This window comes from Roseivirga sp. 4D4 (genome assembly GCF_001747095.1).
Taxonomy (GTDB): Bacteria; Bacteroidota; Bacteroidia; order Cytophagales; family Cyclobacteriaceae; genus Roseivirga.
In genome coordinates this window covers 2,692,027-2,718,967 of the sequence record NZ_MDGP01000001.1, presented here as the reverse complement: position 1 = coordinate 2,718,967, position 26,941 = coordinate 2,692,027, and the positions used below count along the sequence as shown (strand labels likewise).

The 26,941-nt window shown below is 42.3% G+C and carries 22 protein-coding genes; 9 read left to right on the top strand and 13 right to left on the bottom strand.

Going from position 1 to position 26,941, the window contains the following annotated elements; genetic code table 11:
* Position 1: 1 nt before the first annotated feature.
* The 7 genes from BFP97_RS11955 to BFP97_RS11925 all read right to left on the bottom strand — a co-directional run bounded on the left by BFP97_RS11955 (position 2) and on the right by BFP97_RS11925 (position 6,020).
* Positions 2-634, bottom strand: a complete 633-nt coding sequence (locus tag BFP97_RS11955) for an LON peptidase substrate-binding domain-containing protein (RefSeq protein WP_069842644.1) — start codon at positions 632-634, stop codon at positions 2-4.
* 48 nt (positions 635-682) lie between these two features.
* On the bottom strand, positions 683-1,909 hold the full coding sequence (icd, locus tag BFP97_RS11950) for an NADP-dependent isocitrate dehydrogenase (protein ID WP_069842643.1): 1,227 nt from the start codon (positions 1,907-1,909) through the stop codon (positions 683-685).
* 123 nt (positions 1,910-2,032) lie between these two features.
* On the bottom strand, positions 2,033-2,851 hold the full coding sequence (panB, locus tag BFP97_RS11945; protein WP_069842642.1) for a 3-methyl-2-oxobutanoate hydroxymethyltransferase: 819 nt from the start codon (positions 2,849-2,851) through the stop codon (positions 2,033-2,035).
* A 66-nt stretch (positions 2,852-2,917) separates the two neighbouring features.
* The gene (locus BFP97_RS11940) at positions 2,918-3,736 is read right to left on the bottom strand and encodes a mechanosensitive ion channel family protein (RefSeq protein ID WP_069842641.1); all 819 of its coding nucleotides are present in this window, start codon (positions 3,734-3,736) and stop codon (positions 2,918-2,920) included.
* Positions 3,737-3,765: 29 nt separating this feature from the next.
* The gene (locus BFP97_RS11935) at positions 3,766-4,266 is read right to left on the bottom strand and encodes a phosphoribosyltransferase family protein (protein ID WP_069842640.1); all 501 of its coding nucleotides are present in this window, start codon (positions 4,264-4,266) and stop codon (positions 3,766-3,768) included.
* 4 nt (positions 4,267-4,270) lie between these two features.
* A complete protein-coding gene (locus tag BFP97_RS11930) occupies positions 4,271-4,747 on the bottom strand; it encodes an Lrp/AsnC family transcriptional regulator (RefSeq protein WP_069842639.1) in 477 nt (158 codons plus the stop codon).
* Positions 4,748-4,835: 88 nt separating this feature from the next.
* Positions 4,836-6,020 (bottom strand): tetratricopeptide repeat protein, encoded by a 1,185-nt coding sequence (locus tag BFP97_RS11925; RefSeq protein WP_139135283.1) that lies wholly within the window; start codon positions 6,018-6,020, stop codon positions 4,836-4,838.
* Positions 6,021-6,134: 114 nt separating this feature from the next.
* On the opposite strand from BFP97_RS11925, the gene BFP97_RS11920 reads away from it, so the two are divergent.
* Complete coding sequence (locus BFP97_RS11920) at positions 6,135-6,779, top strand: hypothetical protein (RefSeq protein ID WP_069842637.1); 645 nt, start codon at positions 6,135-6,137, stop codon at positions 6,777-6,779.
* 79 nt (positions 6,780-6,858) lie between these two features.
* Positions 6,859-9,852: a DUF2723 domain-containing protein gene (locus BFP97_RS11915; protein ID WP_069842636.1), complete on the top strand. Its 2,994-nt coding sequence runs from the start codon at positions 6,859-6,861 to the stop codon at positions 9,850-9,852.
* A 47-nt stretch (positions 9,853-9,899) separates the two neighbouring features.
* Here BFP97_RS11915 and BFP97_RS11910 read toward each other — a convergent pair whose 3' ends face one another.
* Positions 9,900-10,673, bottom strand: a complete 774-nt coding sequence (locus BFP97_RS11910; RefSeq protein ID WP_069842635.1) for a class I SAM-dependent methyltransferase — start codon at positions 10,671-10,673, stop codon at positions 9,900-9,902.
* Positions 10,674-10,780: 107 nt separating this feature from the next.
* On the opposite strand from BFP97_RS11910, the gene BFP97_RS11905 reads away from it, so the two are divergent.
* Together BFP97_RS11905 and rlmB are read left to right on the top strand one after the other, a co-directional pair.
* Entirely contained in the window at positions 10,781-11,995 is a 1,215-nt protein-coding gene (locus BFP97_RS11905; RefSeq protein WP_083262526.1) for a GWxTD domain-containing protein, read from the top strand.
* Positions 11,996-12,742: a 23S rRNA (guanosine(2251)-2'-O)-methyltransferase RlmB gene (rlmB, locus tag BFP97_RS11900; protein ID WP_069842633.1), complete on the top strand. Its 747-nt coding sequence runs from the start codon at positions 11,996-11,998 to the stop codon at positions 12,740-12,742.
* Here the strand turns inward: rlmB and BFP97_RS11895 are convergent.
* Positions 12,735-13,805 carry a mannose-1-phosphate guanylyltransferase gene (locus BFP97_RS11895; RefSeq protein WP_069842632.1) on the bottom strand — a complete coding sequence of 357 codons (1,071 nt, stop codon included), beginning with the start codon at positions 13,803-13,805 and terminating at the stop codon, positions 12,735-12,737. The genes rlmB and BFP97_RS11895 overlap by 8 nt on opposite strands.
* Position 13,806: 1 nt before the next feature.
* A complete protein-coding gene (locus BFP97_RS11890) occupies positions 13,807-14,784 on the bottom strand; it encodes a KpsF/GutQ family sugar-phosphate isomerase (RefSeq protein ID WP_317039331.1) in 978 nt (325 codons plus the stop codon).
* A gap of 63 nt (positions 14,785-14,847) precedes the next feature.
* Between BFP97_RS11890 and recQ the strand changes: the two genes are divergently transcribed.
* Genes recQ through BFP97_RS11870 form a run of 4 tightly spaced genes read left to right on the top strand, consistent with a single transcriptional unit; the run spans position 14,848 to position 20,148 of the window.
* The gene (gene recQ, locus BFP97_RS11885) at positions 14,848-17,052 is read left to right on the top strand and encodes a DNA helicase RecQ (RefSeq protein ID WP_069842631.1); all 2,205 of its coding nucleotides are present in this window, start codon (positions 14,848-14,850) and stop codon (positions 17,050-17,052) included.
* Positions 17,053-17,082: 30 nt separating this feature from the next.
* Positions 17,083-18,372, top strand: a complete 1,290-nt coding sequence (gene purD / locus BFP97_RS11880; protein ID WP_069842630.1) for a phosphoribosylamine--glycine ligase — start codon at positions 17,083-17,085, stop codon at positions 18,370-18,372.
* Between the two features lie 35 nt (positions 18,373-18,407).
* The gene (locus tag BFP97_RS11875; protein ID WP_083262525.1) at positions 18,408-19,682 is read left to right on the top strand and encodes a stage 0 sporulation family protein; all 1,275 of its coding nucleotides are present in this window, start codon (positions 18,408-18,410) and stop codon (positions 19,680-19,682) included.
* On the top strand, positions 19,675-20,148 hold the full coding sequence (locus tag BFP97_RS11870) for a gliding motility lipoprotein GldH (RefSeq protein ID WP_069842629.1): 474 nt from the start codon (positions 19,675-19,677) through the stop codon (positions 20,146-20,148). The genes BFP97_RS11875 and BFP97_RS11870 overlap by 8 nt, the downstream gene beginning before the upstream one ends.
* On the opposite strand, the gene BFP97_RS11865 is transcribed toward BFP97_RS11870, so the two are convergent.
* Both BFP97_RS11865 and BFP97_RS11860 read right to left on the bottom strand, forming a co-directional pair.
* Positions 20,139-24,146, bottom strand: coding sequence for an AAA domain-containing protein (locus tag BFP97_RS11865; protein ID WP_069842628.1), 4,008 nt, complete (start codon positions 24,144-24,146; stop codon positions 20,139-20,141). The two genes, BFP97_RS11870 and BFP97_RS11865, sit on opposite strands and share 10 nt — an antisense overlap.
* Positions 24,147-24,225: 79 nt before the next feature.
* Complete coding sequence (locus BFP97_RS11860) at positions 24,226-25,035, bottom strand: SDR family oxidoreductase (RefSeq protein WP_069842627.1); 810 nt, start codon at positions 25,033-25,035, stop codon at positions 24,226-24,228.
* Positions 25,036-25,131: 96 nt separating this feature from the next.
* Here BFP97_RS11860 and thiL point away from each other — a divergent pair, with 96 nt between their 5' ends.
* The gene (gene thiL, locus BFP97_RS11855; RefSeq protein ID WP_069842626.1) at positions 25,132-26,169 is read left to right on the top strand and encodes a thiamine-phosphate kinase; all 1,038 of its coding nucleotides are present in this window, start codon (positions 25,132-25,134) and stop codon (positions 26,167-26,169) included.
* Here the strand turns inward: thiL and BFP97_RS11850 are convergent.
* Positions 26,155-26,931: a J domain-containing protein gene (locus BFP97_RS11850; RefSeq protein WP_069842625.1), complete on the bottom strand. Its 777-nt coding sequence runs from the start codon at positions 26,929-26,931 to the stop codon at positions 26,155-26,157. The two genes, thiL and BFP97_RS11850, sit on opposite strands and share 15 nt — an antisense overlap.
* Between the last annotated feature and the right edge of the window lie 10 nt (positions 26,932-26,941).

The window sequence follows — 26,941 nt, the reverse complement described above, 5'->3', positions numbered from 1 at the left end:
CTTAAAAATTCAGCGGATCGTGATGCTGAAAATGGCCATTCATTTTGATGCGGTCTTTGGCATTTTCCATTTCTCGAATGAGCGGCAAGGCCCTCTCCAAATGGTTGATCATATAAGTTTGCCTTTGAGACTCACGCGGCATTTGCAGCATGTCATATTCCTGTTCCAAAGATAAACCTAATTTGTGAGCCAATTCAAATGAATTTGTCAACAGGTCGACATCGAGCGCGTCATCCATCTTTAGGACTGAAACGAGTTCTTTGCCTAGGCGCTTAAGGTCTTGCCATTGCTCTTCACTGCTATCGTGAATATTTTCGATGGATTCTACTTCACCTCCAGCGTAGAGTTTTCCAGGAGCTTTTTCGTCAAAAGTGAAAATTTTGAAAGCACTCAGACATCTGGTAATAATATCCATTTCTCCATCTGGATAGCGCTTTACTACCCTGACGAGTTCCATCTCAGAGCCGAACTTTTGCATATTTTCACCAAATACGGGTATGCCGAAGGTTTTACTTTCTTCAATGCACTCGTTGATGAGCTGTTTGTAACGTGGCTCGAACACATGCAAATTGAGCTGCTCACCTGGAAAGGCGGCCAATTTCAATGGAAAGAATGGTAAATACCGTTTACTCATAAATGTTTAACCTGTAAAAATAAAAAAGCCCCGAGAGGGGCTTTTTGTTTACATGTTTTTCACAATTTCTTCTCCGAACTCAGAACATTTAAGGAGTGTTGCTCCTTCCATGAGTCGTTCAAAGTCGTAGGTAACTCGCTTGGATGCAATGGCCGCCTCTAGCCCAGAGTAGATCAGGTCAGCAGCTTCTTGCCAGCCCATATACTCAAACATCATAGCGCCTGAAAGAATTACTGAACCTGGATTTACCTTGTCTTGACCAGCGTACTTTGGTGCTGTACCATGTGTAGCTTCAAAGATGGCATTACCTGTCAGGTAGTTGATATTAGCTCCAGGAGCAATACCAATACCACCAACAATAGCCGCTAGTGCATCTGATACGTAGTCACCATTGAGGTTCAAAGTGGCGATTACAGAATACTCAGCAGGTCTTAATAGAATTTGCTGCAAGAAAGCATCAGCAATCACATCTTTGATAATCACTTTATGACCATCTTTTTCGATGATCTGCCATGGACCACCTTCATAGTCGGTTGCGCCATATGCATTTTTAGAAAGTTCATAACCCCATGCTTTGAATGCACCTTCGGTGAACTTCATGATATTACCTTTGTGAACAAGTGTAACAGAATCTCTTTTCTGAGCGAATGCGTAATCAATCGCACTCTTCACGAGACGATGGGTTCCTTCTTCTGAAACAGGCTTAATGCCGTACCCAGCACTTCCCGGGAACCTTACTTTTTTGTATCGATTAGGAAAATTTTCTTCTAATAGTTTTCCAAACTTATCACAGTCTTCTGTGCCTTGTTCGAACTCGATTCCGGCATAAATGTCTTCTGTGTTTTCTCTAAAGATCACCATGTCGCAAAGACCTGGTTGCTTTACTGGAGAGGGAGTTCCCTCGAACCATCTTACGGGTCTAACACAAGCGTAAAGGTCTAACTCCTGTCGAAGCGCCACATTCAGTGATCTGATACCACCTCCGACTGGCGTGGTCAATGGGCCTTTGATACCCACTAAATATTCTCTAAAAGCGTCTAGGGTAGCGGATGGCATCCACTCGCCAGTCGCATTGAATGCCTTTTCACCTGCTAAAACTTCCTTCCAATTGATGGCTCTATCCGTGCCATAGGCTTTAGATACAGCATTGTCAAAAACGTGCTGTGCGGCAGGCCAGATATCTACTCCGATGCCGTCACCTTCAATGAAAGGGACTGTTGGGTTATTTGGTACGTTAAGTACTCCGTTGTTTATGGTTATTTTTTGTTCACTCATACTCCGATGAATTAAAAATGTGTTGTTCTTTTTAGGATGCGAAAGGTAACAATTTCTAAGGGCTACAAAGTTTCAAGTTTCAAGTTTTTCAAGCAAAAATGTAGACCGAAGGTGACCGGTCGGCTAATAACTTTCTGACTCGTTAGGGAAGTCTTTTGATTTCACATCTTTGATGTAGTTGCCTACAGCTTCTGTAATGATGCTTCCCACATCAGCATATTGCCTAAGAAACCTTGGCTTAAATTCTTTTGTAATACCAAGCATATCGTGCATTACCAATACCTGGCCATCCGTATGTGGTCCTGCACCAATACCGATGGTTGGAATATTGATTTCTTCAGAAACACGCTTGGCGAGATCTGCTGGAATTTTCTCCAGAACAATGGCATAACAACCGCACTCCTCTAGGAGCTTGGCATCGGCAATTAGCTTTTCTGCTTCTTCAGATTCTTTGGCTCGAACAGCGTACGTACCAAACTTATAAATGGATTGGGGAGTCAGCCCCAGGTGACCCATTACTGGAACACCAGCACTGAGCACGCGAGTTACGGATTCTTTAATTTCAGCACCACCCTCCATTTTGACCGAGTGTGCCCCGGACTCTTTCATAATTCGTATGGCCGATCGCAAAGCTTCTGAAGAATTACCCTGATAAGAACCAAAGGGGATATCCACTACAACAAAGGCTCTATTTACCGCCCGAATAACCGAGCTGGCATGGTAAATCATTTGATCAAGGGTAATGGGTAATGTGGTCTCATGACCTGCCATTACATTAGAGGCAGAATCACCCACTAGAATAATATCGACACCTGCTCCATCAATCAGTTGCGCCATGGAATAGTCATACGCTGTGAGCATAGAGATTTTCTCACCTCTATCTTTCATAGCCTGTAACTGATGTGTAGTTACTTTCTTAATCTCCGACTTGTGAATTGACATGCCTATAAAAATTGAAGGGGTAAATATACACATTTACCCCTTCCTGTATTTCTATTAGAATGAATCCTACTTCTCGTTATAAACGTGAATATCTCGCTGTGGGTAAGGAATGGATATTCCTGCTTTGTCCAATTCTCTCTTAATGTTTTCGATCATATCGAAGTGAACGTTCCAGTACTCAGAAGTGTCTACCCATGCTCTGATGGTTATATCAACGCTGCTATCACCAAGGTTACCCACTCTTACGAAAGGAGCAGGGTCCTTATGAAATCTGCTGTCAGCAGCGATAAGTCCTTGGATGATTTCTTTTGCTTTGTCGAAATCATCGTCATAACCAATGCCGCAAGTAAAGTCCCATCTTCTAGTAGGCTCTTGTGTGATATTAGTAATGGTAGCGCCCGCTACTGCTCCATTCGCCATGTAGATTACGCGGTTGTCTGGAGTCTTTAGCGTTGTGGTTACAATAGAAATGGCTTGAACAGAACCTGTTTCTCCATTTACATTAATGACATCGCCATTCTTAAACGGTTTGAGTACTAGGATAAGAATACCACCAGCGAAGTTGGCCAAGCTACCCTGTAATGCGAAACCTATAGCTAAGCCCAACGCGCCTAGAATTGCAACAAGACCGCTAGTTTCAGCACCGGCTTTGTCGACTACCGCAATGAGCAGGACAACGGTTAGCATGCCTTTTACAACTCCTTTTAGAGTAGGCATAAGAGTAGGTTCTACACCTCTTTTAGTTAGAACCTTCGCAAAGACTTTGACAACCTTCTTGATCACCCAAAGCCCAATAATCAGTATCAATATAGCTGACAAGATATCAACGCCTTTGTTGATTATATCGTCAGAGTATTTCAACCATAACTCTTCGATTTTTTCCATAATTGTTAGTTTAAAGTTGTTCGTAAAAATTAATACAAAAAGGCCGAATATTCATCATCTAATTTTACATCAATGTGTTCTTGAATGGTTGTGCCTAGTTCAAAGCCTTTGTAGTCCACGGCAATCGGAAATCTTTTGTGACTTCTATTGACCAACACTGCGGTTTGAATTTTAGATACATTCATTTTCAGGAAAGGGTCCAATGCATAAATCATGGTTCCTCCTGAATTCAAGACATCATCGATCACAATCAGTGTGAAATCTGACACTTCAGGTTGAGCAGAAAAACTTACTTGAGGTTGGCTCGTTGCGGATTTATCGATATCCACTCGGATGAGTTGGATGCGAATATCAGAAATTTTTTCAATTTCTTTTTTCAGTAGTTCGGAAATTATAACACCATTGGTGTCAATGCCTGCAAAAAATAACTCCTCAGTCTTATGATTTTGCTCGTAAATCTCATAAGCCATCCTTTTGATAATCTGAAGGATTTGGGAGTGTTCTAAGATGCGTTTTCTTTCTTGATGCATTCGGCTATTCAGGTATAGGCATCACCTTGCTGTCTTTAAAAGTAGACAGTATCACCATGGACTGCAAGTTGTCAACTACAGAAATATCACTCACTTTTTCCAACATTAATTTTTGGTAAGAAGAGATATCCTGAGCAATTACTTTTAGGACGAAATCGCCCGAACCTGTAACGTGATGGCATTCTATTACTTCTTCAATACCATTGATAGCATCTATGAAGATTTCAATATTTTGCTTGTTGTGTCCCTTTAGCGTAGCATAGACAAAAGTACTGACACCCATGCCGATCTTATCGGTATCGAGCTTGGCGTGGTAACTCTTAATGATTCCTGAGTTTTCCAGCTTTTTAACACGTTCTAAGGTTGGGGCTGGTGACAGACCGATCTCTTTTGATAACTGGGCATTGGTGATTTTGGCATTGGCCTGAAGGATGTCCAAAATCTTACGGTCGATTTTATCTAATTTTAGATTGAGGTTCATAATATATCAGATACAAAATATAATTCTGTTCAAAGGTAGTATTTTCGAAGAAAATTTTACCATCAGTTAAAAATAATCAGAACGACTGTTAGGTTTTTCGCCTGATTTCTTTCCTCAATGCCCTGGCTTTCTTATTAATTTGCTCTCTCCTTTTGGTATTACTTCTGATGATGGATATCCTTTCTAAAGCACGCTCATAATTTTGAGACTCGTCATCATATTCGGCAAGGTAAAGTTGGGAGGTAAGGTAATAACCAGAATCTTCTGAAGAAGTGCTTTCTGAAAAATCAATCACCTGCTGAAAGTAGTCTTGTGCCATGCTATGGTCACTACGTTTCTTATGAATATGGCCTAGGTAAAAGCTGGCATAACGACCACTGACAGCTTCATAGCCAAGTTGTCCTGCATCTATCCGCTTTAAAATGTCCTTGGCAACTAACTCAGCTTTTTGATATTGGCCCGTGGTGTAAAGCATTTGCGCATAGAAACGATGAAAGTATGCATTGTTGGGGTACTTCGTGAAAACCTGCTCCCCAAGTCTCAGAGCATCATAAGTCTTCTTTTCTTCAAAGGCTTTGATCCTCATTAAGAAATAGATGGCCTCGATCCTCGTGTAAAAGGCGTTTTTGGAGACCTGCTCCATTTGTTCAATACCCAATTGTTTTTCGCCTTTTGGAAAGAACAGGAGTATGGGTTTGAGCATGGGATAGTTTTCTCGAATCCATATAGAGTAGTAATTAAATAGTGCATCCCCAAATAGTATTTCCGGGCTGAAGCCTTCATTGCCTTTTGTTTTTTCCAAGTACCTGAGAGCCCACTTTCCAGCGCTCGCAGCCCGACCCCAGTTCCTTTTTTCAGAATGATAGCGTCCTTTAAAACCATATGATCCCGCCAGGAAGAAGGCGGCCTCTACGTTATTCTCATCTGCTTCTAAAAGCACTTTTGCCTTGACAATGGCTGTGTCCATATAAGCTAGGAACTCATCTCCCAGAGGAGTCTCGGCTTCAAGGTTGGGAAGCATTTGCCACCAAGTGCTGATACCATACAAGAAATAAGGCAATGGATGTTCTGGGTATCGATACTTTAGCCAATTGAAGTCAACTTCCGCTTTACGGAAATTGAAGTTGTACATATTATCCACTGCATCAGTAATTTCAATCTGCAGGGGCATGTTCAGCAGTAAGTATTCGCTACTGTTGTTCGCGCTTTGAGCAAAGGTGCTTTGCATCAAGGTGCTAGCCAGAATAAATGTGTATAAAATGTACTTTCTCACTTGGCTTTTAAAGTTCGTGCAAAATTATAGCCCTTAATGTCATTTACTACGCGTTGATACATTTTTATTAAGGCCTTCGTCCTATAATCGTACTTTTATCCAAAATAGTTTTCAATGCCGAGGGAATTTAGCGCATTAGAATTGCGAGCAAGAGATTGGGTGAGCTTTAACAAGAAGCTCTTTTTTGCTGTAGTCTGCTTAATTGCATTCCTCTTACTCTATGTACAACAGTCGTTTATTGTGGCAGAAATTGCTGCATTCAAATTCTTGGAAGGCCCGGAGGCGTTGCTTTTTCAAATATTCGCTGCCTTAGAGTTTTTTGCTGTGCCGATCGTTTACGCACTCAAGTTTACGGTAGTCGGCTTTATCCTTTGGACGGGCTGTTTTATGTGGGGTTATAAGGTCACTTACACCAAATGTTGGCAGATTGCTATGATAGCCGAGGTAGTTTTTTTTGTGCCCACAATCCTCAAAATCTTTTGGTTTATGTTCGTGAGTACCGACCCGAACTATTTCGAGTACCAGGCATTTTACCCCCTTTCCTACATGAACTTTTTCGACTATCAAGAAGTACCCAAGAAGTACATATATGCTAATCAGGCCCTGAATGTATTCGAAATTCTCTACTGGGTGGTACTGACTTATGGAGTAGATTTTGCGGCCAGAAAGAAGAAGTCTGTCGCCAATGCAATCGTGGCAACTACCTACATCCCATTATTTTTGTTTTGGCTTTGGTTTAATATCAACATCACCGACTAAGTACAGGGCTTCCGATTAATAAAAATTAACGCCTTGCAAGCCATATTTTTACTATTTTCACGCCTCAAATGTGGAATAAATGACAGATTTTAAGAAGATCAACAATCTTACCGGCTGGGGAGTTTTTCTCGTTTCTTTGGTCACCTACATACTGACCATTGAGGAAACAGCCAGTTTTTGGGATAGTGGGGAGTTCATTGCCATAGCCTACAAGTTGGAGGTATCACACCCTCCTGGGGCTCCTTTGTTCATGTTGATTGGTCGTTTGTTTTCATTCCTTGCATTTGGAGACGTTACTGATGTGGCTTTTTGGATCAATATGTCCAGTGCGGTGGCATCGGCATTTACCATACTTTTCCTGTATTGGTCGATCGTCATGTTGGGGAGAAAATTGGTTGATGCCAAAATTGGTGAAGAGACTGACTATCAAAAATTACTGCTCGCAGGAGCCGGAGCGGTTGGTGCTTTGGCATTCACTTTTAGTGACTCTTTCTGGTTTTCAGCCGTGGAGGGCGAGGTTTATGCCTTGTCGTCATTCTTCACTGCTGTCGTCTTCTGGGCGATTCTGAAGTGGGAGTTGGTCAAAGACGAAAGCAAAGCCAATCGATGGTTAGTATTCATCGCTTACATGCTAGGACTGTCCACAGGTATTCACTTGTTAGGGCTTGTAACATTGCCTGCATTAGGATTGATTTATTACTTCAAGAAGTATGAAAACCCAACTTGGGTAGGAGGGCTGGTAGCCATTGTTGCGAGTTTGGGACTGATTGTTTTAGTCAACAGCATCATCATTCCTGGGCTACCTACGCTGGCAGGTAAGTTCGAGATTACCTTTGTCAATACATTTGGTTTACCATTTGGTTCGGGCGCGCTTTTTCTTACACTTGCAGTAATTGCAGGTATCATTTTCGGCCTGCGCTATACGGTGAAGAAGGATTGGGTAAACCTAAATACACTCATTCTTTCAGTAGCCTTTATCCTGATTGGTTACACGTGTTATGCTGTAATTCTGATTAGATCAAGAGCTGATCCGCCAATTGATCAAAACAACCCTGAGGATGTGATGACTTTCGTTTCTTACCTAAAAAGGGAGCAATACGGAAGCCGTCCATTGTTGAATGGCCAGTATTATAATGCTCCTCAAATCAGTGCGAGTCAGGGGGCTCCGGTTTATTACAAGGCTGAGGATAGCTACAAAATTGCTGACTATAAAACGGAGGTTGAGTATGATCCTGAGTATACCACTTTCCTACCGAGGATGTGGAGTGCAAACCCTGGTCATCCGGAGACTTATATGGCAAAAACTGGACTGAGACCTGGGGAGAAACCAAGCTTTGGTGATAACCTATACTTTATGTTCACTCATCAGATTGGACATATGTACCTGAGGTATTTTATGTTCAACTTCTCCGGTAGAGAAAGCGATATTCAAGATGCGAGTTGGTTAGGACCATTCGCCAGTAACGAAGGTGTTCCGGAGACCATTAGGAATAATAAGGGACGAAACCAGTATTTCATGATCCCGCTTTTACTGGGCCTAATTGGTTTCTTCTTCCAGTTCAATAAGGATCCAAAGCGTTTTTCAGCCACCCTTATGTTATTCATTCTAACGGGACTGGCTTTGGTAATTTATCTCAATTCGCCACCGGTCGAACCACGCGAAAGAGACTATATATATGTAGGCTCATACTATGTGTTTGCGTTCTGGATAGGATTCTCAGTTTTGGCAATCGGCAATGCTTTTGCCGCTAAGGGAAGAAAGTCTATGGTTATTGGAGCAATCGCGCTAGGTATGTTGGCACCTATTATTATGGCCTCAGAAAACTGGGATGACCATGACCGATCAGGTAGGTACTTGTCGGTTGATTCGGCAAGAAATTTCCTTGCATCCTGTGCGCCTAATGCCATCCTATTTACTGGTGGTGATAATGATACTTTCCCATTATGGTACTTACAGGAAGTAGAAGGTTTTAGAACTGACGTCAGGGTAGTGGTGCTGAGTTATTACCAAACGTCTTGGTATGTAGATCAGACAGCCACTAAGATGAATGACTCGGAAGGTTTTCCTTACTCCTTGACCAAAGATAATTACCGGGACGGAACGAATGATGTTCTATACATTGATGAGAACGGAGCCTTTAAAGACCGTGTAATAGACCTTGAAGATTACATTGACGTAGTGAGAAGAGATGTCGCTCAGTTTAAGGTAGCATTTCAATCTGGAAATCAGTTGATGTCAGTTCCGACTGGAGTAGGTTTGAATTTGAATGTGGATACTGCAGCGGTATTGAACAAAGGTTTGATACCAGACAATTTGAAAAAGTATGTGACACCATCTATGTTCTTTCAGTTCAATCGTAATCAAAATGGAGACCTATCCAGCAGATTCTTGGATAAGGGACAAATGATGATGCTTGACCTAATTGCAAACAACAATTGGGAGAGACCTATTTACTTTAACTATACTTCAGTCAACTCAATCAACTTCAATGTGAATCCTTATTTGGTACAAGAGGGGATGGCATACAGATTACTGCCTGTGAGAAAGCCAGCCAATGTGCGGGACTTGGTTAATACAGAGGTTATGTATGACAACATTAAGAATGAGATGCGTTTCAGAGGCCTTGATAATCCCAAGGCGAATTTAAATGAAGATTATAGAGGCTTTATACAAAACCATAGGTCTATGATCACTAGCCTCTCAGATGCATTCGTAACCGAAGGTGATACAGTTAGAGCCAAGGAGATGCTTGATTTTGGGATGGAAAAAATGCCGGTTGAGGCGGTACCATATGATATTTCATCTATCGGTTTTGTACAAGGGTATTTTGATATCGGTGAAACCGAAAAAGCTACTAATATGGCCATGGAAATCGCCAATCAGTTTGATAGCGAAGTGACCTATCTACAGAAGAATGGTAGATATAATAGAGAGTTTTCTATCAAGTCCAGAGGGCTTAGGTTCATAGAAGCCCTACTTACCGGTAATGGTAAGACGGCAGAAGCTGATACCGTGCGTCAGATGTTAAATGCACAAAACGTCAGATTAGGAATGGACAGAAGCGACTTTTAGTTCAAAATTGAAAGAAAGAATTTGGGCCTGCTCAGTGAGTGGGCCTTTTATTTTTCCAAGATCAAGAAAAGGTCTAGCGCCGCATCGCCATTCTCCATTAGCAAATAGTCCTCATGACTAATTTCTGAGACAAGGCCAGTATTGGCTGTATTGAGCTTATTCCTGTTCATCCTGTTTAGAATGTCATAAGGAATTCTAAGAAGCGGAGCTGGAAGTCTATATTGTAAGTTAAAAATGTCAAAGCGGGTAATGCGTTCAACCGATCGCTTATTTTCTTCATAATAAGCCATCACTTTTTCATTTCCACCAACGCCTTTCATCTCAACTTTGTCGAAGTACTTACTAGCCAAATCAGTAAGTTCAGAAGCGGTGTATTCTCTGACATGCCATGGGTTTCGGCTGAGCGTTTTTTTAATATTCGGGGTTGTGAGTATGGCTTTTCCTCCTGGTTTTAGTACTCTGAATATTTCGGCAAGAAAATCACCATCTGCTTTTACGTGTTCTATCACTTGAAAACTGACAATGGTATCAAAACTATTGTCCCCGATTTCTTTGAATGGAGGAAAAACGGCTTGTCTAAAATCTAATTCAGGGTGCTTGGCCTTCAGTTTTTCAATGACTTCCTGGATTTTGTCAAGGGCCACGTAGTTGTCGGCCAAAGGGGCCAGCAAATCAACTCCTCGACCTTCGCCACAGCCTAATTCCAGCAAATCACCTTTTATATAAGGTTTGGCTAAATAATAGGCCTTCAACAAACGTTGATGTATAGGGTTATCCGAAGGGATACTATCAGAAGCAATTTCAGTTGTATAGGTAGCCATCCTTGAATTTTGGCCAAAAATAACCTATTTGACCCAGAATCGATGAATTCACACAAATTTGTTCTGCTCCATTCAAATTCTATATACCTTTAGTTAATCGTTTAATCATGATACGTCTAAGCTCAATATGTATTCTGCTATTCTTGGCTATGGGGCTAATGGCTCAGGTCAGGATGAGCTCTGCCGAAATTAGCTATCTCTATAATCAGGAAAATGAATTTCTGGTGCAGCACAAGGTGGCTTCCTCTGAGGATCGAGTAAAAGTCTATTTAAGATTCATCCTAAACAGCGGGAATGTTAAGATTTCAGATTATCGCATCTCATACGATTTGCGAGCAAGCTATATAGATGAAAAAGCAGTTAACTCGTCAGTCACCATAGATTCAGCCAATGTAGTGGACGTTGCCTTCAGGCAATATGTTTATGCATTCGAATTTGAGAAGGAGTCTAATGATAATCTCATTGTGATTGACTTTTATAATGCAGCACGCGACAAGCGATTTAGCTTGGATATACCTCTGAAAATTAAAGACTGGACTCCGGCATCCCATCTAATCTTTCAGGCCAATAAAGACATACCTTATTTCGACAAATACATTAACAAAGACTTTCCGATTAGGATAGTCAACGTCTTTGATAACTCAGACAGCTTTGAAATCAATGGTGTGAATAGCAATAAGAATGTGGCTATGCCTCCATTCGATGATTCTGATATGCAGACTGCCTCTGATATTCCTTTAGATACTCTTTATGGAGTTACCAATGGTGAGGAGTTTCGATTCTACAACAACGGGTTTCATACGATCAGATCGTCCTCCCAACCAGAAAAGGAATTAGGTATCATTGTTACAGACGAGGTTCATCCATATTTTGATAACTATCGAGATTTGATCGATCCTTTGATTTATGTCAGTACTAATGATGAGTTTAAGGATATGCAGGCAGCCACTGATGATCGCGAGGCATTCGAAGCCTTTGTGAGCAATACTATTTCTTCCAACGAGCAAATCGGCAAAGATTTCATTAAGTATTATTACAGACGAGTTAGAAAATCAGCACGGCTTTTTTCTGAGAACCAGGCGGGCTGGAAAACAGATCGAGGCATGATCTATCAAGTATTTGGGAACCCTGCCCAAGTATTTAGAAATGAAAGCACAGAGCTTTGGGTTTATCCATCAAGCACGGGAGGCCGTGTGAAATATATCTTTGATATAGTAGTCGAGGACGGAATTACTAAATACAAATTGATCAGAGATAAGCGGTACAGGGAGAACTGGATGCGGGCCGTCACACAGTGGAGGTCAGGCAGAATAATAGAATAAATGCGATCAAACTCATCTTCAGACTTCATTTATGGCACCCGTGCTATCATAGAAGCGATTGAATCAGGCAAAGAAGTAGACAAGTTGTTTGTTCAAAAAGACGTTCGGAACGAGTTGTCTTCGGAACTCTTAAAGCTATGCAGAGACTTGTCAATTCCAGTGCAAAGGGTGCCTGTTGAGAAGCTTAATCGAATCACCAGGAAGAATCACCAGGGTGCAATTGCCTATCTGTCTTCTGTCAGTTTTGCTTCACTCGACAATTTGATTTCTGAAGCATATGGTAAAGGAGAAAATCCTCTATTCATTATGCTTGATAGGGTCACAGATGTGAGAAACTTCGGTGCCATAGCAAGAACAGCTGAATGTGCTGGTGTCCATGGAATTATTGTGCCAAGCAGAGGGACTGCTCAAATCGGCTCGGATGCAATGAAAACTTCGGCCGGAGCGCTTAATTACATACCCGTTTGTCGCGCTGAAAACCTCAAGTTGACCATTAAGGACTTACAAGAGAATGGCATTCAGATAGTAGCATGCTCTGAGAAAGCTACTGAGACCATATATGAAAAGGATTTTTCCGTACCTGTAGTCTTGTTGATGGGTTCAGAGGAAGATGGTATTTCACCTGAGTACTTAAAACTTTGTGATGGACATGCGAAATTACCCATTACAGGTAATATCGAATCTCTAAACGTTTCAGTGGCAACAGGTATAATCGCTTATGAGGCAGTAAGGCAAAGGGCTAAGTAAACTGCTCTCCTTTGCCCTTGGCATCATTTAAGAAATCACGAAATTTTTTCTCCGCATCCTTCTTACAAATCAAGATCACATTATCTGATTTGGTGATTAGATAGCCATCTAGGTCTTGCGCTACGATTAGCGTATCATCAGGTCCTTTGACAAAGGAATTCTTTGTGTCATATAAGATGGCGTTCCCTTCAATTACGTTATTGGCACCATCTTTTTCCTTGATTTCGTGCAATGAATCCCAACTACCCAAGTCTGACCAGTCAAATTTGCCTTTGACCATATAGACATCAGATGCCTTTTCCATAATGCCGTAATCAATTGAAATGCTCTTGCATTGCGAATAGGCCGTATCAATGAAAACCTGCTCTTGATCAGTGTAGTATTTTTGAGATCCTTCCTCAAATATGACTGCCATGTCCTTTAAGTACTCATGGAAAGCCTTAGTGATCGTGTCAATTGACCAAATAAAGATGCCAGCATTCCAAACGAAATCACCACTGTCTACAAACTTCTTAGCGAGTTCTAATTCAGGCTTTTCGGTGAAGGTTTTCACTTTTTTCACCTTTTTTAGTGGACTGGAGTGGTACTGAATGTAGCCATAGCCTGTCTCTGGGCGAGAAGGGACAATACCTAAAGTGATCAGTTTTTCTGATCCTTTGGCAGCCTTAACGGCCGTATTAATGTTATCTTGAAAAACCTTCTCCTTGAAAACGACATGATCGGATGGTGCTACAATCATTACACCTTCGGGATCTCGCTGCTTAATCTTAAAGGCCGGATATGCTACAGCTGCAGATGTATTGCGTCCGATGGGTTCCAGTAGGATTTGGTCGTCACTCAAATCTGGCAATTGTTCCTTTACCAAGTCTTTATACCGAGTGTTGGTAACAACGTAAATCCTATCACTTGAGGAGATGTTCAAGAAACGGTCATAGGTCATTTGTATTAAAGACCTTCCGGTGCCCAAAACATCAAGGAACTGCTTAGGCTTTTCAGCGCGGCTATAGGGCCAAAACCTACTGCCGATTCCACCGGCCATGATGACTACATAATTATTTGGCATACTAAATAATTCCTTCGTTGATTAAATCGCTTATGTGTAAGAAACCTACAACCTTCTGGTTGTCAATAATGATTAATTGATTGATGTCATGCTCGCGCATTTCATTCAAAGCCCTAATGGCGTATTCTCCTTTTTCAATGGTTTTCGGAGTATGGGTCATTACCTGACCTATTTCCAAAGTAGAAAAATCGTCATACTTCTCTAGCATTCTCCTCAAATCTCCATCGGTAAATATCCCGACCAATTCCTCACTGTCATTTATAACGGCAGCCGCACCGAGACGTTTCTTTGAAATGGTCAAAATGCTCTCTTTTACCAAATCAGTTTGGTGCACGATCGGTAATTCGTTCTTAGGGTAGATATCATCTACTTTCAGATAAAGCCTCTTGCCCAGAGCTCCTCCGGGATGAAACTTGGCAAAGTCTTGGGCTGTAAAGCCTCTTGCTTCTAACAAACTAACAGCCAGTGCATCACCCATAGCCATATGAACAGTGGTACTTGTCGTAGGGGCGAGGTTATTGGGGTCAGCTTCTTCGCTTACGATAGCCTTTAATACATGATCTACATGTTTTGCTACAAAACAGTCTTCGTTACTGACCAGGCCGATCGTTTTGGCCCCTGTCTGTTTTAAAAGTGGAATAAGCAACTTGATCTCCTCAGTATTCCCACTTTTTGAAATACACATGACTATATCGTCTGGCTGGATGATACCCAAGTCGCCATGAATTGCATCTGCGGCATGCATGAATATAGAAGGAGTGCCTGTTGAATTTAAAGTAGCCACTATTTTATTGGCAATGATTGCACTCTTACCGATTCCTGTCACCACCAAACGGCCTTTCATATTCAGTATTTCGAGTACGGCTTGCTCAAAATCATCATCGATATACTGAATTACATTCTTAATTGCCTCTGCTTCCTTGAGGAGCGTTTCCTTGGCTATTGTTTGAATATTTTTCTGTAACTTCAATTCAGTCACTTTTTAAAAGTCCGAGCAAAGATAAGCATTGGACTTTATCCTTTTTAGGTTGGCCAAATTAATATGACAAGTGTAGAAGAAATCCGAGGAACCCTCAAGAAAGTCTTCGGTTACGATAAATTCAGAGGCAATCAAGAGAAAATAATCCAGAATATACTAGAAGGCAAAAACACTTTTGTCATTATGCCCACAGGAGCAGGCAAGTCCATGTGCTATCAAATGCCTGCCATAATCCAGCCTGGGACAGCGATTGTTATTTCACCTCTTATTGCTTTGATGAAGAATCAGGTAGATCAGTTAAATGCCTTCGGGATTAATGCCAGGTTCTTGAATTCAACCCTTTCAAAGTCGGAAATCAACAAAATCAAAAAGGCAACACTTGAAGGTGAAGTAAAGCTCCTCTATGTGGCTCCCGAGTCCTTGACCAAGGAGGAGAATGTGGAGTTCTTAAAACAAGCAGACATCTCTTTTGCCGCGATCGATGAAGCCCATTGTATTTCAGAATGGGGACATGACTTTCGCCCTGAGTATAGACGGATTAAGTCAATTATCGCTCAGGTAGGTGAAATACCGATCATTGCTTTAACCGCAACTGCCACACCTAAGGTCCAGCTAGATATTCAGCGCAATTTGAATATGGAAGATGCTGATCTATTCAAATCTTCCTTTAACAGAGAGAACCTCTATTATGAGGTAAGGCCTAAAAAGAACGTTAAGAAACAGCTGGTAAAATTCATTCGAGAGAACAGTGGAAAATCGGGTATTATCTATTGCCTGAGTAGGAAAAAGGTTGAAGAGATCGCTGGTTTTCTTCAAGTCAACGGAATTAAGGCGGCCCCTTACCATGCAGGCTTTGAGCCTTCCGTTCGGATGAAGAACCAAGACGACTTCCTGAACGAAGAGGTTGATGTGATTGTCGCAACCATCGCCTTCGGTATGGGGATCGATAAGCCGGATGTACGCTTCGTGATTCACTATGATGTGCCAAAGTCACTGGAAGGATACTATCAGGAAACGGGACGTGCAGGTCGGGACGGTCTGGAAGGCCAGTGCATCATGTTCTACAAATACGAGGACATTCTCAAACTGGAGAAGTTCAATAAGGATAAACCCGTTACTGAAAGGGAAAATGCCAAGGTGCTCCTTGATGAAATGTCTTCATATGCTGAGTCCGCAGTGTGCCGGAGAAAGCAACTGCTACATTATTTCGGAGAAGAATATGATGATACAGCTTGTCGGGAATCAGGGCTATGTGACAACTGCCGCTACGAGAGAGAGAGTTTCGATGGCAAAAATGAAATTGTTACGGTCATAAAGACTGTAAAGCAGACCGAAGAAAGGTTTGGCACTACCCACTTGGTAAGCGTGATTAGAGGTTCACAAAACCAATACGTGAAAAGCTATGGACACGACCAACTCGAAGTCTATGGAGCTGGTAAGGACCAAGACGAGCATTACTGGAAATCTCTGGTTCGTCAAACACTGTTGAATGAATTTCTTCAAAAGGATATTGAAAATATCGGTGTACTCAAACTGACAAAAAAAGGTGAGGATTTTATTGATAAGCCTTACAGCGTTGATATTATCAAAGATTTAGACTTTAGTGATGTCGATAAAAAAGAGGATGAGAACAATGAATCGCAAGGTTCATCTCCAATCCACATTGGGGATTCTTATGATAAAGAGTTATTCGAATTACTGAAGATCGAGAGAAAGCGAATTGCGAGAGATCGAGATTTGCCCCCTTATGTGATTGTTCAAGATCCATCGCTTCAAGAAATGGCAACTACCTATCCGACCACCGCAGAGGCGTTGGCGAATGTCAATGGTATTGGCATGGGTAAGGTGCAGAAGTTTGGGCAGAGCTTTTTAGATCTGATCAAGCAATATGTAGATGACAATGATATCGGTATTGAAGATGTGGTTGTGATCAAAACTGCAGGGTCAAAGTCAAAGAACAAAATCTATATCATTCAACAGATTGACCGTAAAATCGACCTGGAAGAAGTGGCCGAAGGTCAAAACTGGTCCTTGAGTGAGCTGATTGATGAGATGGAGATTATCTGTTTTGCCGGTACCAAACTGAACATCGACTATTATCTGGAGCATGTTTTGGACGAAGAAAGGCAGGAAGACATCATGGACTATTTTCTCAATGCCGATTCTGACGATATCGATGAAGCTTTGGATGAATTCGAAGATGAGGATATCGCTGAAGAAGATATGCGATTGATGCGGATTAAATTCATCTCTGAATACGCAAATTAATTACCTTTATCCCTTAAAATTTTTGACTTCATGAACATCCTGATTTTAGGAAGTGGAGGTAGGGAGCATGCTTTCGGTTGGAAGATCGCTCAGAGCCCACAGTGTGATAAATTATATATAGCTCCCGGGAATGCAGGTACCGCTGCGATCGGAGAAAACGTAAATATTGGCGTCAATGACTTTGATGCCATTGGCTCCTTTGTAAAGGAAAATGGAGTAGACCTTGTTGTTGTTGGACCTGAGGACCCTTTGGTAAACGGCATAAGCGATTATTTCAAAGCTGATGAGGAGTTAGCGAAAGTTGGCCTCGTAGGACCCTCAAAAGCTGGGGCAGAACTTGAGGGAAGTAAAGACTTCTCTAAGAAGTTTATGGACAGACATAACGTTCCTACTGCCCGATCGATGACCTTCACCAAAGAAACCTTAGAGGAAGGCTTGAACTATGTTTCAAGTCACCCAACTCCAGTGGTCCTAAAGGCTGATGGCTTGGCGGCCGGAAAAGGTGTGATCATTGCTGAAACACATGAGCACGCTCGCGAAACCCTCAAGGAGATGTTGGTCGATGCCAAGTTTGGAGAGGCCTCGAGTCGTGTAGTGATCGAACAGTTTTTAGAGGGTATCGAGCTTTCTGTTTTTGTTTTGACAGATGGTGAGAACTATAAGATTCTTCCAGAAGCGAAGGACTATAAACGTATTGGTGAACAAGACAAGGGACTGAATACTGGTGGAATGGGAGCTGTTTCTCCTGTAGTTTTTGCAAAGGGTGACTTTCTGAGCAAAGTAGAAGAGCGAGTTGTAAAACCTACTGTGAATGGACTCAAGGCAGATGGTATTGACTATAAAGGCTTCATTTTTATAGGCCTGATGAATGTGGCTGGCGACCCTTACGTGATTGAGTACAATGTACGTATGGGAGACCCTGAAACTCAGGTGGTATTGCCTCGAATCAAATCGGATTTGGTTGATTTATTACAGGCAACAGCCAAGGGTACGCTGAGTGAAACGGATTTTGAAGTAGACCCGGAAGCTGCGACTACTGTAGTAATGGTGGCAGGAGGATATCCTGAGGCCTATGAAAAGGGCCATCAGATTAGCGGAATAGAAGGAGTTTCAGAGGCGACAGTATTTCATGCAGGTACCAAATTGGCTGATAATGGGCAAGTGGTAACCAATGGTGGGCGTGTGCTTGCGATTACCGGTAGAGGTGATTCGGTAGCAAAAGCCCTTGAAAATTCTTATAATGGCATAGCAAAGATTTCCTGGCAAGACGTATATCACAGAAGGGATATTGGTCAGGATATTTTGCGATTGATAGATTAGTAGACTCAAAGCCCTAATGGGCGTTATATATACCTATGAGCTGTAGCTGTGGCGTAAGCGTTGAAGGAAAGACAGCGGGTTGCAACAATAATGGTGGTTGTTCTACCGGTGGTTGCAATAAACTCAATGTATTTGATTGGCTTTCGAATATGGACATCCCTGTCCAGGAGAAATTCGATGTGGTAGAAGTTCGTTTCAAGAATGGGCGAAAGGACTTTTATCGAAATGTATCCAATCTTGATCTGGTAACCGGTGAAGCTGTAGTGGTAGATGTTCAGGGCGGGCATCACATAGGATATGTATCGATGCAAGGAGAACTTGTTCGTCTCCAAATGAAGAAAAAGAGCATTGCCGATAATGACGATATCCGCAAGATCTACAGAAAGGCTACGCTCAACGACCTTGAGAAATTCGAAGAGGTAAGAAAACGTGAGAACCCTGCACTCTATCGAACCAGAAACATCATCCTGGAACAAAAGCTCGCTATGAAACTCACAGATATAGAGTTTCAGGCAGACAATACCAAAGCTACTTTTTACTATTCAGCTGATGAACGTGTCGATTTTCGTGAGCTGATCAAGGTATTAGCTGGCGAATTCCGAATTCGGGTTGAGATGCGACAAATCAGCCTTCGTCAAGAGGCGAGTCGTTTAGGTGGTATTGGCTCCTGCGGAAGAGAACTTTGCTGTTCCACCTGGTTGACTGATTTCAAGAGCGTATCTACCTCTGCAGCGCGTTATCAAAACCTGAGTCTTAATCCTAGTAAGTTGTCAGGCCAATGCGGTCGATTAAAGTGTTGCCTGAACTATGAATTAGAGACTTACATGGATGCGCTTCAGGATATTCCTGAAGTCAAGTTTCTGAAGACAAAAAATGGAGATGCGCGTCTTCAGAAGACGGATATCTTTAGAAAGCTGATGTGGTTCAGTTTTGATAAGGACAATAACTGGCATCCGATTTCCACAGAACGTGTGAAGGAAATCATGGAGATGAACAAGGCCGGAGAGTTTCCTGAAAGCTTGACGCTAGATACCATTGAGGTCACGATTGCTGATAATCGGATCAATAGAGACCTTGAGCAAATGGACGAAAAGTTCAGAAAGAAGAACGCTGGAGGTAAGAAGAGACGAAACAATAAGAATAGAAACCGAAAAAAGAAACCTAATAACCCCCAGGCCAACTCAGGACAACAGCCTCAGGCCAAGTCGTCCAGTGAACAGAAGCCACAAGAAGGAGGGCCTAACAAGGGACAGGCCAACAGAAAGAAGAAAAGACGTTTTAGAAATAAAAAGTCGAGCAACAATGAATAAGTATTCCTTATCCTTAATTGGGCTTTTGGCCTTAATGATTGTTAGCTGTGACAGTAGAAGGGTCTATGAATCTGACTATGATTTTGAAGGTCAGCAATGGCATATGGATACCATCCCAAGCTTCGAATTTCAAATTGATGAGCCATCAGGTAATGACATTCTTCTCAAGATTAGAAATAGTCTGGATTTCCCTTTTAGGAACTGTTATATGACCTATTATCTGGAGGATAGTGTAGGTAACGTATTGGCTTCAGACCTTGTGAATTTCCAGTTGTTCGATGAAACCACAGGAAAGCCATTTGGTAAGGGTAATAGTGTTTTTCAGCATAGCGAGACCATTTTGTCTGGATACAATTTCCCTAGTACTGGGCGCTATAATTTGAGGATTGCGCAGTATATGCGAAAGACCGATTTGGAGGGGACTTATTCTATTGGGGTAAGAATTGAGGAATCCGATCAGGATTGATCGCTTATTTGCTCAACAAATCGCTTGAGTTTATCCTTGGTCTTCTCCTTGTGCATCCAGTATTCTCGAGATAGGATCATATCAACAGGCCAGTTTTTTGACTTCATATGGGCAGGCCGATAGGCAAAAACTTCCTTGGAAGATAGGCTATTATAAAAGTAGTCGTCATCCGTAAATAGCAGTCCGAGGTATTTTTCTTTGAGCTTGATAGAGAGATCGGCATAAACGTCTTCATATTGGAAGGACACAGGGAGATCGTTTTCCCATGCTTGCAGTTTTCTTTTCAAATACCAGTCTAGACCAAATTCTGTGGAAGGCGCCTTTGATGGTTCGAAACGATTGCTTGAAACCTCATGGGCATATTCTAGATAGGCTCTTAATAACTTCGGTCCTTCGTTTTTCACGTGATCGACTTTGAGATCAGTTGGTAAAATTGAGGTGACCATGATTACCCTTTCCTTAGCTCGTGTTACCGCCACGTTCAAACGATTCTCTCCACCCACTTGATTGAGGCTACCGAATTGTATCGAAAGTTTGCCAGCGGCATTTGGGGCATAGGCCGTTGAAAAGATGATGATATCCCTTTCATCTCCTTGAACATTCTCAATGTTCTTGACGAACAAGTCATTTACATGGCTCAAGCCAGCTTCTTCTAACCGATCGAGAATCAGGGCTTGCTGAGGTGCATTGAAGGTGACAATGCCTATGGACTTATCGTTCTCTTCTTCTTGAAGCGATTTGACCAGTGCTACAATTCGATCCGCTTCGACCGAATTCGTTTGTTTTTCCCATTGACCTTCAACTTTAATGTATTCTATAGCCGGGTCCGTATCATTAACACTTTTGAAGTCTGGTAATACGCGAAGCTTTCCTTTATAAAAGTGTTGATTGGAGAAGTCTATCAATGCCATCGATCGACTTCTATAATGGCCCTTAAGGTCAACTTGCATCAAGTGATTATTGGCCAGTTCTAATAGAGAATCGACTTCCAGTGCCATTTCTTCCTGTTCATCTTCCCACCTTACCCTGTAAAGGTCATTGGGCCGGAGCTGTTGGCTGTCACCCGCGATAACTACCTGCTTGCCTCGGTAAATTGCAGGAAGACCCTTCTCGGTAAAACACTGACTTGCTTCATCAAAAATGACCAGGTCAAAGAAGGACTCCATAGGAAAGATGGCGGAGACCGCTTCTGGTGAAGCTAACCAGCATGGTACCAGATTGAAAAGCTCGTGCTCAAAGTTTGATATTAACCTTCTCAGTGGCCAGATCTTCCTTTTTTTGGTGACCTGATGTTTTAAGTCTCTGTAAGTAACTTGATTATTCAGTCGGTTGAATTCCAGACCTTCATAGGTTCTTTCCTTCGTACGCTGTAATAAAATTGAGGCACTGGCTTCGGCTTTATCAAAAACCGATTGCTGCAGTTCATCTACCATAGTCTGGAACTTCAGTGTTGAAACATCCGCCAAAACTGGGTACTTGTTTTCGATGTGATTGATCCATGCCAGTCGAATGCTATTGTCGAATAGCTCAAGGGCTTCCTCTTTACTGGAAACATCATGCTCGATAATCTTATCCGTTGCAGCCGTTTCTGCCTCAGTAAATGATGCTCTGATTTTATCTAGAGCGATCAGCACGTCAAAGTCTTTTCTAACACTTTTCCTCAGTGCATCGGCATACTTAGCATCAGCTAACATGATATCAATCTGCCTTGGAAGTACATATTTATTCCAATTAGCCCTTTTGTCCGGAAGGTTCTTAAGTATTTTACCGATCGCTTTGAGCTTGCCTCCAAATATCTTTGCTGAGGAATTCTTCAGTGGGAAAAACTCTTTGAAATTGGCAAAAGAGTCGAATAATGTCTTGGCATTGATCGCTTGCTCCATTTGATCCAACCAATCATTGATGACATTCTGATCAGTAGACTGTGGTACATCTTCTATCCACCCAACTCCCTTGAGTTTGGTCAGTTGATGTTGAAGGTTTAGTCGATTATCAATGCGGGCTGTCAATACTCGGAGGGCAGCTTTATCATCCCTGAGGTTGTTAGCTACCAGTATCCGCGCGAGCCTCAATTTCTCCTTAGAAAACCTCCATTTCAATGACTTCCAAAAGGTGTTTTTGGCATCGCTGCGTTGCTTCAAGATGCCCTGTACCTCACCAATTTCGTTGGCGGGAATGCTCTGTTCTACACGATGATCGGCAAAGCAAGTGTTAATTAGTTTTCGAGTGTTTTGAAGCCACAGTAAACCCGCACTTTCACTTCCAAAGACCACCATAGGACGGAATAACTTAAAAGTATCTTCCGTTTTGAGCAAGGACTGAATTTCCTCCAGTCGATTCAAGTTCTCACTAATAGTACGGCAATCATCATAGTCCACCTTCTCACCGATGACTTCACCCACTTCTTGCTTCAATTGTGTGGCTACTTCGAGGATTTCATCGATGTAATTGAGGATAGCCTGTAAATCAGAAGGCCCAAAGGCGGCAAAGCTCACGCGGTCTGACCATGGATGCTCTTCGACATTCAAGTCTTTGGCGTAGTCGAAATAAAGGCAAAGGTCTTTCTTGAATGCCTTGAGTTCATTGAAATGAAAGTCGCTGTATTCCTGAACGAGCGGAATCGATGCCGCGTCAGGACTTGAGGTGAGATAGAGTTCTTTAATGGAAAGGCCACATTCGCTCGTGTCAAACAAGGCTTTTTTGTACTCATCAAGCGACTCAGTGATGTCTTCAATACTCAGGCTGGCCTGTTTAAAGGCGCGATCTAACTGCAGTGCATCGAGGCTGGTATTGCTTCTTTTATAGTCCTGAAGCTGCTCGATTTGGTTGGCTAGCTGATCATAAATTGTCTTGCGATCGGCTTTGAAATCATGGACTAAGGTGGCAAAGTCTTCGGCCTTGATGGACTTTAACCGTTCGTAGACGACATCCAGCGCAGCGCGCTTTTGGCTAACTACCAATACCTTTTTCCCCCGGGCAATAAAATCTGAAATGAGGTTACAGATCAATTGCGATTTGCCTGTTCCTGGTGGGCCTTGAACTACAATTGAGTTTCCTTTCTTTACGGCATTCAGCGCATTTTCCTGATAGGCATCTAGCGCGAAGGGCGTGAAAGTTTCGTATTCATTGACATTGCTAAGGAAATGCCTAGTTGGGTCAAAATCTTCGGAGCTAACATCCGGCTCATTTAGGCTTTTACTTTCAAAGAACTGATCAAGGTCTTCCGCCTTAACCTGATCCAGCATAAAGTCATAGTCAGGCACCAGGTAGGAGTCAGCCTGTGGGAAAATACCCAAGACTGCCTGCATTTTTATGCTCACCTCCCCCTCTTGCGAGGTAAATTCGAGCCCCTCTTTGTTCTTTGGAGCAAATGACTCGAGCTGACTCCCGTAAAATTCTCTGCTGAACTGGAGGTCAACAGCACTTTCTCTCAACTGCTCATAGAGCATATTCTTTAAAGCTGTGCTCTCTTTGTCATAACCATCAAAGGTAAATTCCACCAACTCATCGGCTAGATCAATCTGATTATAGTGGGCAAAGGCGAGAAGGAGACTTTTATTGAAGCTTATGTTTACGTCCTTTTTGGGACATAAAATCCAGTCTTTTCCGGTTTGATCCAGCTCTACCGGGAAAAAGCATAAGGGTGCTCTTAGGTTTGTGCCATCATTGAACTTTCCTTCAACAAAGGGCCAGCCTACATACAGGTCTCTTGCTCCGCTTTCCTGAAAAATGAACTGCTCCCTGCGTTGAAGCTTCTTTAATCGGGTCGAAAGTTTATTCGATTTTTCATCTCGTGCATCAGCTATAGGGATTAGCTTGACCTTTGACTTGCGAGAAATGATCTGATCGACAAGGTTCCAGGAAGGTTCTCCATTGACATAGTCGAGATCGTGAAGGTCTAAAAACTGTTCAGCATTTAACCGAAGTAGTAGCAAGGAACGGTTGTTGCCCGATAGGTTGGTCAACCGTCTTTGATACGTCTTCAGAATCTGCTGCACGGGTTGGTTGTTAGTTAATGGTTATTAGTCAATAGTGAATTTAATGAATCACTATTAACTATTAACCGAGAACAATTAACTATTTACCGAAAGGAGAATCCGGTTCTTTGGCAAACACGTTGAATACGATTTTGTCCATTCTACCGGGCATCCACTTGTTTAAGAAGACTGCCAGTTTGCCTTGTGAAGTAAAGACAATATCGCGCTTTCTCTTTCTGATCGCTTTGATAATGCCCTGAGCCACGGCTTCGGCTGTCATCATTTTACCTTCATCTCGTGGAGAATCTCCTTGCGAAGTGCCATCCGCTGTTAATGCCGCATTCCGGATATTGGTGCCTGTAAATCCAGGACAAGCGACTAAGACATGTACTCCACGATGCATCACTTCAGTTCGCAATGATTCAAAAAAGCCATTCATGGCATATTTTGATGCTGTATAGGCTGTTCTAGCTGGTGTGCCCCGATAGCCATTGATAGAAGAGATCCCTACGATACTGCCCTTGGTTTTCAGGATATGGGGAAGGCAATATTTCGTAGCGTATAAAGTGCCATTGAAGTTGATGTCCATCACCTTTCGGAAAACATCAAGATCAATTTCTTCTAAAAGTGCGCGCATTGAAATACCGGCATTGTTGATCAGGATATCAATCTTACCGAAGGCCTCGATCGTTTGGGTCACCAGGCTTTCGTTATCGCTCTCCTTGGCCACATCAAGTTTAAGGCATAGGTTTGCCGTATTTAGGGTATCAAGTGCCGCACTTACTTCCTTAAGCCTTTCTTCGTTTCTTCCAGTGATGACAACTTTTGCTCCAAGTTTTCCAAACTCTAGGGCTAGGGCCTTGCCTATACCGGAAGAGGCTCCCGTGATGATGACGACTTTATCCTTCATTGGAACAAATTAAGTGAGAATTTTATAGACAACCACATGTAGGAAGCCCAACTCGGAACTATCCATTATCTTTGCCCTCCAAAATCAGGAATAGGCATGTCTGAAAAAAGAACAGAGTTATCAGAGTTGGGAGAATTTGGTCTGATTGATCGATTGGCAGAAGGGTTAACTCCTAAGCAAAAAAGTACCGTTTTAGGCATTGGAGATGATGCTGCTGTCATCAATGAAGGCGATGACTATGGTTTAATTTCTACCGATATGCTGGTGGAGGGTGTACATTTCGACCTTTCCTATGCGCCACTTCAACACCTAGGCTATAAGTCCATAGCAGTGAATGTATCAGACATTGCCGCTATGAATGGCATTCCTCAGCAGGTAGTGGTTTCTCTGGCCCTGAGCAATCGCTTTTCAGTGGAAGCCATAGAAGCCATTTATGCTGGAATAAAGGCTGCCGCAGAAGATTTTAATGTGGATGTAGTTGGAGGTGACACCACTGCTTCGCAAAGTGGCCTGGTGATTTCAGTTTCGATTTTTGGAAAGACGCCTAAGGATCTGATCACTTATAGAAAAGGTGCTAATAACAATGATATTCTGTGTGCCACGGGTGATTTAGGAGGAGCCTATATCGGCTTGCAGGTGTTGGAAAGAGAAAAGCAGACGTTTTTGGCAAACCCCAATATGCAACCGCAACTGGACAAGTATCAGTATGTGGTGCAACGCCAATTGAAGCCCAAGGCCCGTATGGATGCCATTCATGAACTAAGAGAAATTGGAGTGATTCCGACTGCTATGATCGATATTTCTGACGGCTTGGCTTCCGAAACTTTGCACCTTTCTAAGCATTCTGGGGTAGGCTTTGTGATTTATGAAGATCAATTGCCGATCGACAATCAGACTTACCAAACGGCTGTAGAATTCAACCTGGATCCTATGACTTCAGCATTGAATGGAGGAGAAGATTATGAGCTGCTTTTTACCATAAAGCAATCGGATCATGCCAAATTAGAAAAGCATGCCGATATCCATTTTATTGGTCATGCACAGGATTTATCTAAAGGAAATATCATTACGACCAAGAAGGGTAATCAGGTGCCTTTATCCGCCCAAGGGTGGAATCACTTAAGCGAAAAATAGGCTTAGGATCAGAATCACGCACAGAAAACCTGAAATGATGGCAGCGTTAAACTGACGTTCTGCAGTGAGTAGTTTGGAAAGACCCAATATGGCTGCTATTATGGCCAAAAGACTAATCAGTGTCACATAGGACCGATCACTGAAATAAAGAAAATCAGTTTTTTGGCCTCCTTTAAAACCCCTAATCTTAGCAAATAGAAGGCTTCTCTTGTATTCAATGATGTCTCCGGCTTTAAGGTCATAATTCCCGTCAGGACTTTTAAAAATTATACCTTCTGCACTTACATAGTTGAGTTCAGTGATGTAGGCTCCATTATTGAATGTTCTGGTCTGATTGACCCTGACAATCTCAGTGCTCTGAATAGGCTTATAGAAAGTCATGTCCACTAAAAAGAGGAAGGCTAGCACCAGAAATACCATATTGAATGTTTTGGAGTGCTTGGCATTGGCCTCATAATCTGTGGGTGGATATGCATTCTTGGGTTCAAATCGGAAGAAGGAGTCGAATTCTCGGCCCATGCTGCTTTCAGCGCTCGACATTTGGTTCCGATATTCCATGAGCGCCTGATCATACGCTTCTCGCGATTCGCTATCGGAAAGCACGCTGTATGCCTCATTGATTTCCTGAATAGAAATCAGGTCCTTCTTGCTGGGGCTTACATCTGGATGAGCACTTTTAGCCTTTTCACGATATGCCTTTTTGATTTGCTTCGTGCTTGCATTTTCTTTGACTCCCAGGATATGGTAATAATCTTTAGGCATATCTTTAGCA

Bases quoted from the DNA above. Each gene is read 5' to 3' on its own strand.
- BFP97_RS11875 (WP_083262525.1), top strand. From the start codon at position 18,408: ATGAGCTGTAGCTGTGGCGTAAGCGTTGAAGGAAAGACAGCGGGTTGC.
- rlmB (WP_069842633.1), top strand. From the start codon at position 11,996: ATGCGATCAAACTCATCTTCAGACTTCATTTATGGCACCCGTGCTATC.
- BFP97_RS11860 (WP_069842627.1), bottom strand. From the start codon at position 25,035: ATGAAGGATAAAGTCGTCATCATCACGGGAGCCTCTTCCGGTATAGGC.
- BFP97_RS11895 (WP_069842632.1), bottom strand. From the start codon at position 13,805: ATGCCAAATAATTATGTAGTCATCATGGCCGGTGGAATCGGCAGTAGG.
- BFP97_RS11870 (WP_069842629.1), top strand. From the start codon at position 19,675: ATGAATAAGTATTCCTTATCCTTAATTGGGCTTTTGGCCTTAATGATT.
- BFP97_RS11920 (WP_069842637.1), top strand. From the start codon at position 6,135: ATGCCGAGGGAATTTAGCGCATTAGAATTGCGAGCAAGAGATTGGGTG.
- recQ (WP_069842631.1), top strand. From the start codon at position 14,848: ATGACAAGTGTAGAAGAAATCCGAGGAACCCTCAAGAAAGTCTTCGGT.
- BFP97_RS11935 (WP_069842640.1), bottom strand. From the start codon at position 4,266: ATGCATCAAGAAAGAAAACGCATCTTAGAACACTCCCAAATCCTTCAG.
- panB (WP_069842642.1), bottom strand. From the start codon at position 2,851: ATGTCAATTCACAAGTCGGAGATTAAGAAAGTAACTACACATCAGTTA.
- BFP97_RS11955 (WP_069842644.1), bottom strand. From the start codon at position 634: ATGAGTAAACGGTATTTACCATTCTTTCCATTGAAATTGGCCGCCTTT.
- BFP97_RS11910 (WP_069842635.1), bottom strand. From the start codon at position 10,673: ATGGCTACCTATACAACTGAAATTGCTTCTGATAGTATCCCTTCGGAT.
- BFP97_RS11850 (WP_069842625.1), bottom strand. From the start codon at position 26,931: ATGCCTAAAGATTATTACCATATCCTGGGAGTCAAAGAAAATGCAAGC.
- BFP97_RS11940 (WP_069842641.1), bottom strand. From the start codon at position 3,736: ATGGAAAAAATCGAAGAGTTATGGTTGAAATACTCTGACGATATAATC.
- BFP97_RS11915 (WP_069842636.1), top strand. From the start codon at position 6,859: ATGACAGATTTTAAGAAGATCAACAATCTTACCGGCTGGGGAGTTTTT.
- BFP97_RS11905 (WP_083262526.1), top strand. From the start codon at position 10,781: ATGATACGTCTAAGCTCAATATGTATTCTGCTATTCTTGGCTATGGGG.
- icd (WP_069842643.1), bottom strand. From the start codon at position 1,909: ATGAGTGAACAAAAAATAACCATAAACAACGGAGTACTTAACGTACCA.
- BFP97_RS11930 (WP_069842639.1), bottom strand. From the start codon at position 4,747: ATGAACCTCAATCTAAAATTAGATAAAATCGACCGTAAGATTTTGGAC.
- purD (WP_069842630.1), top strand. From the start codon at position 17,083: ATGAACATCCTGATTTTAGGAAGTGGAGGTAGGGAGCATGCTTTCGGT.
- thiL (WP_069842626.1), top strand. From the start codon at position 25,132: ATGTCTGAAAAAAGAACAGAGTTATCAGAGTTGGGAGAATTTGGTCTG.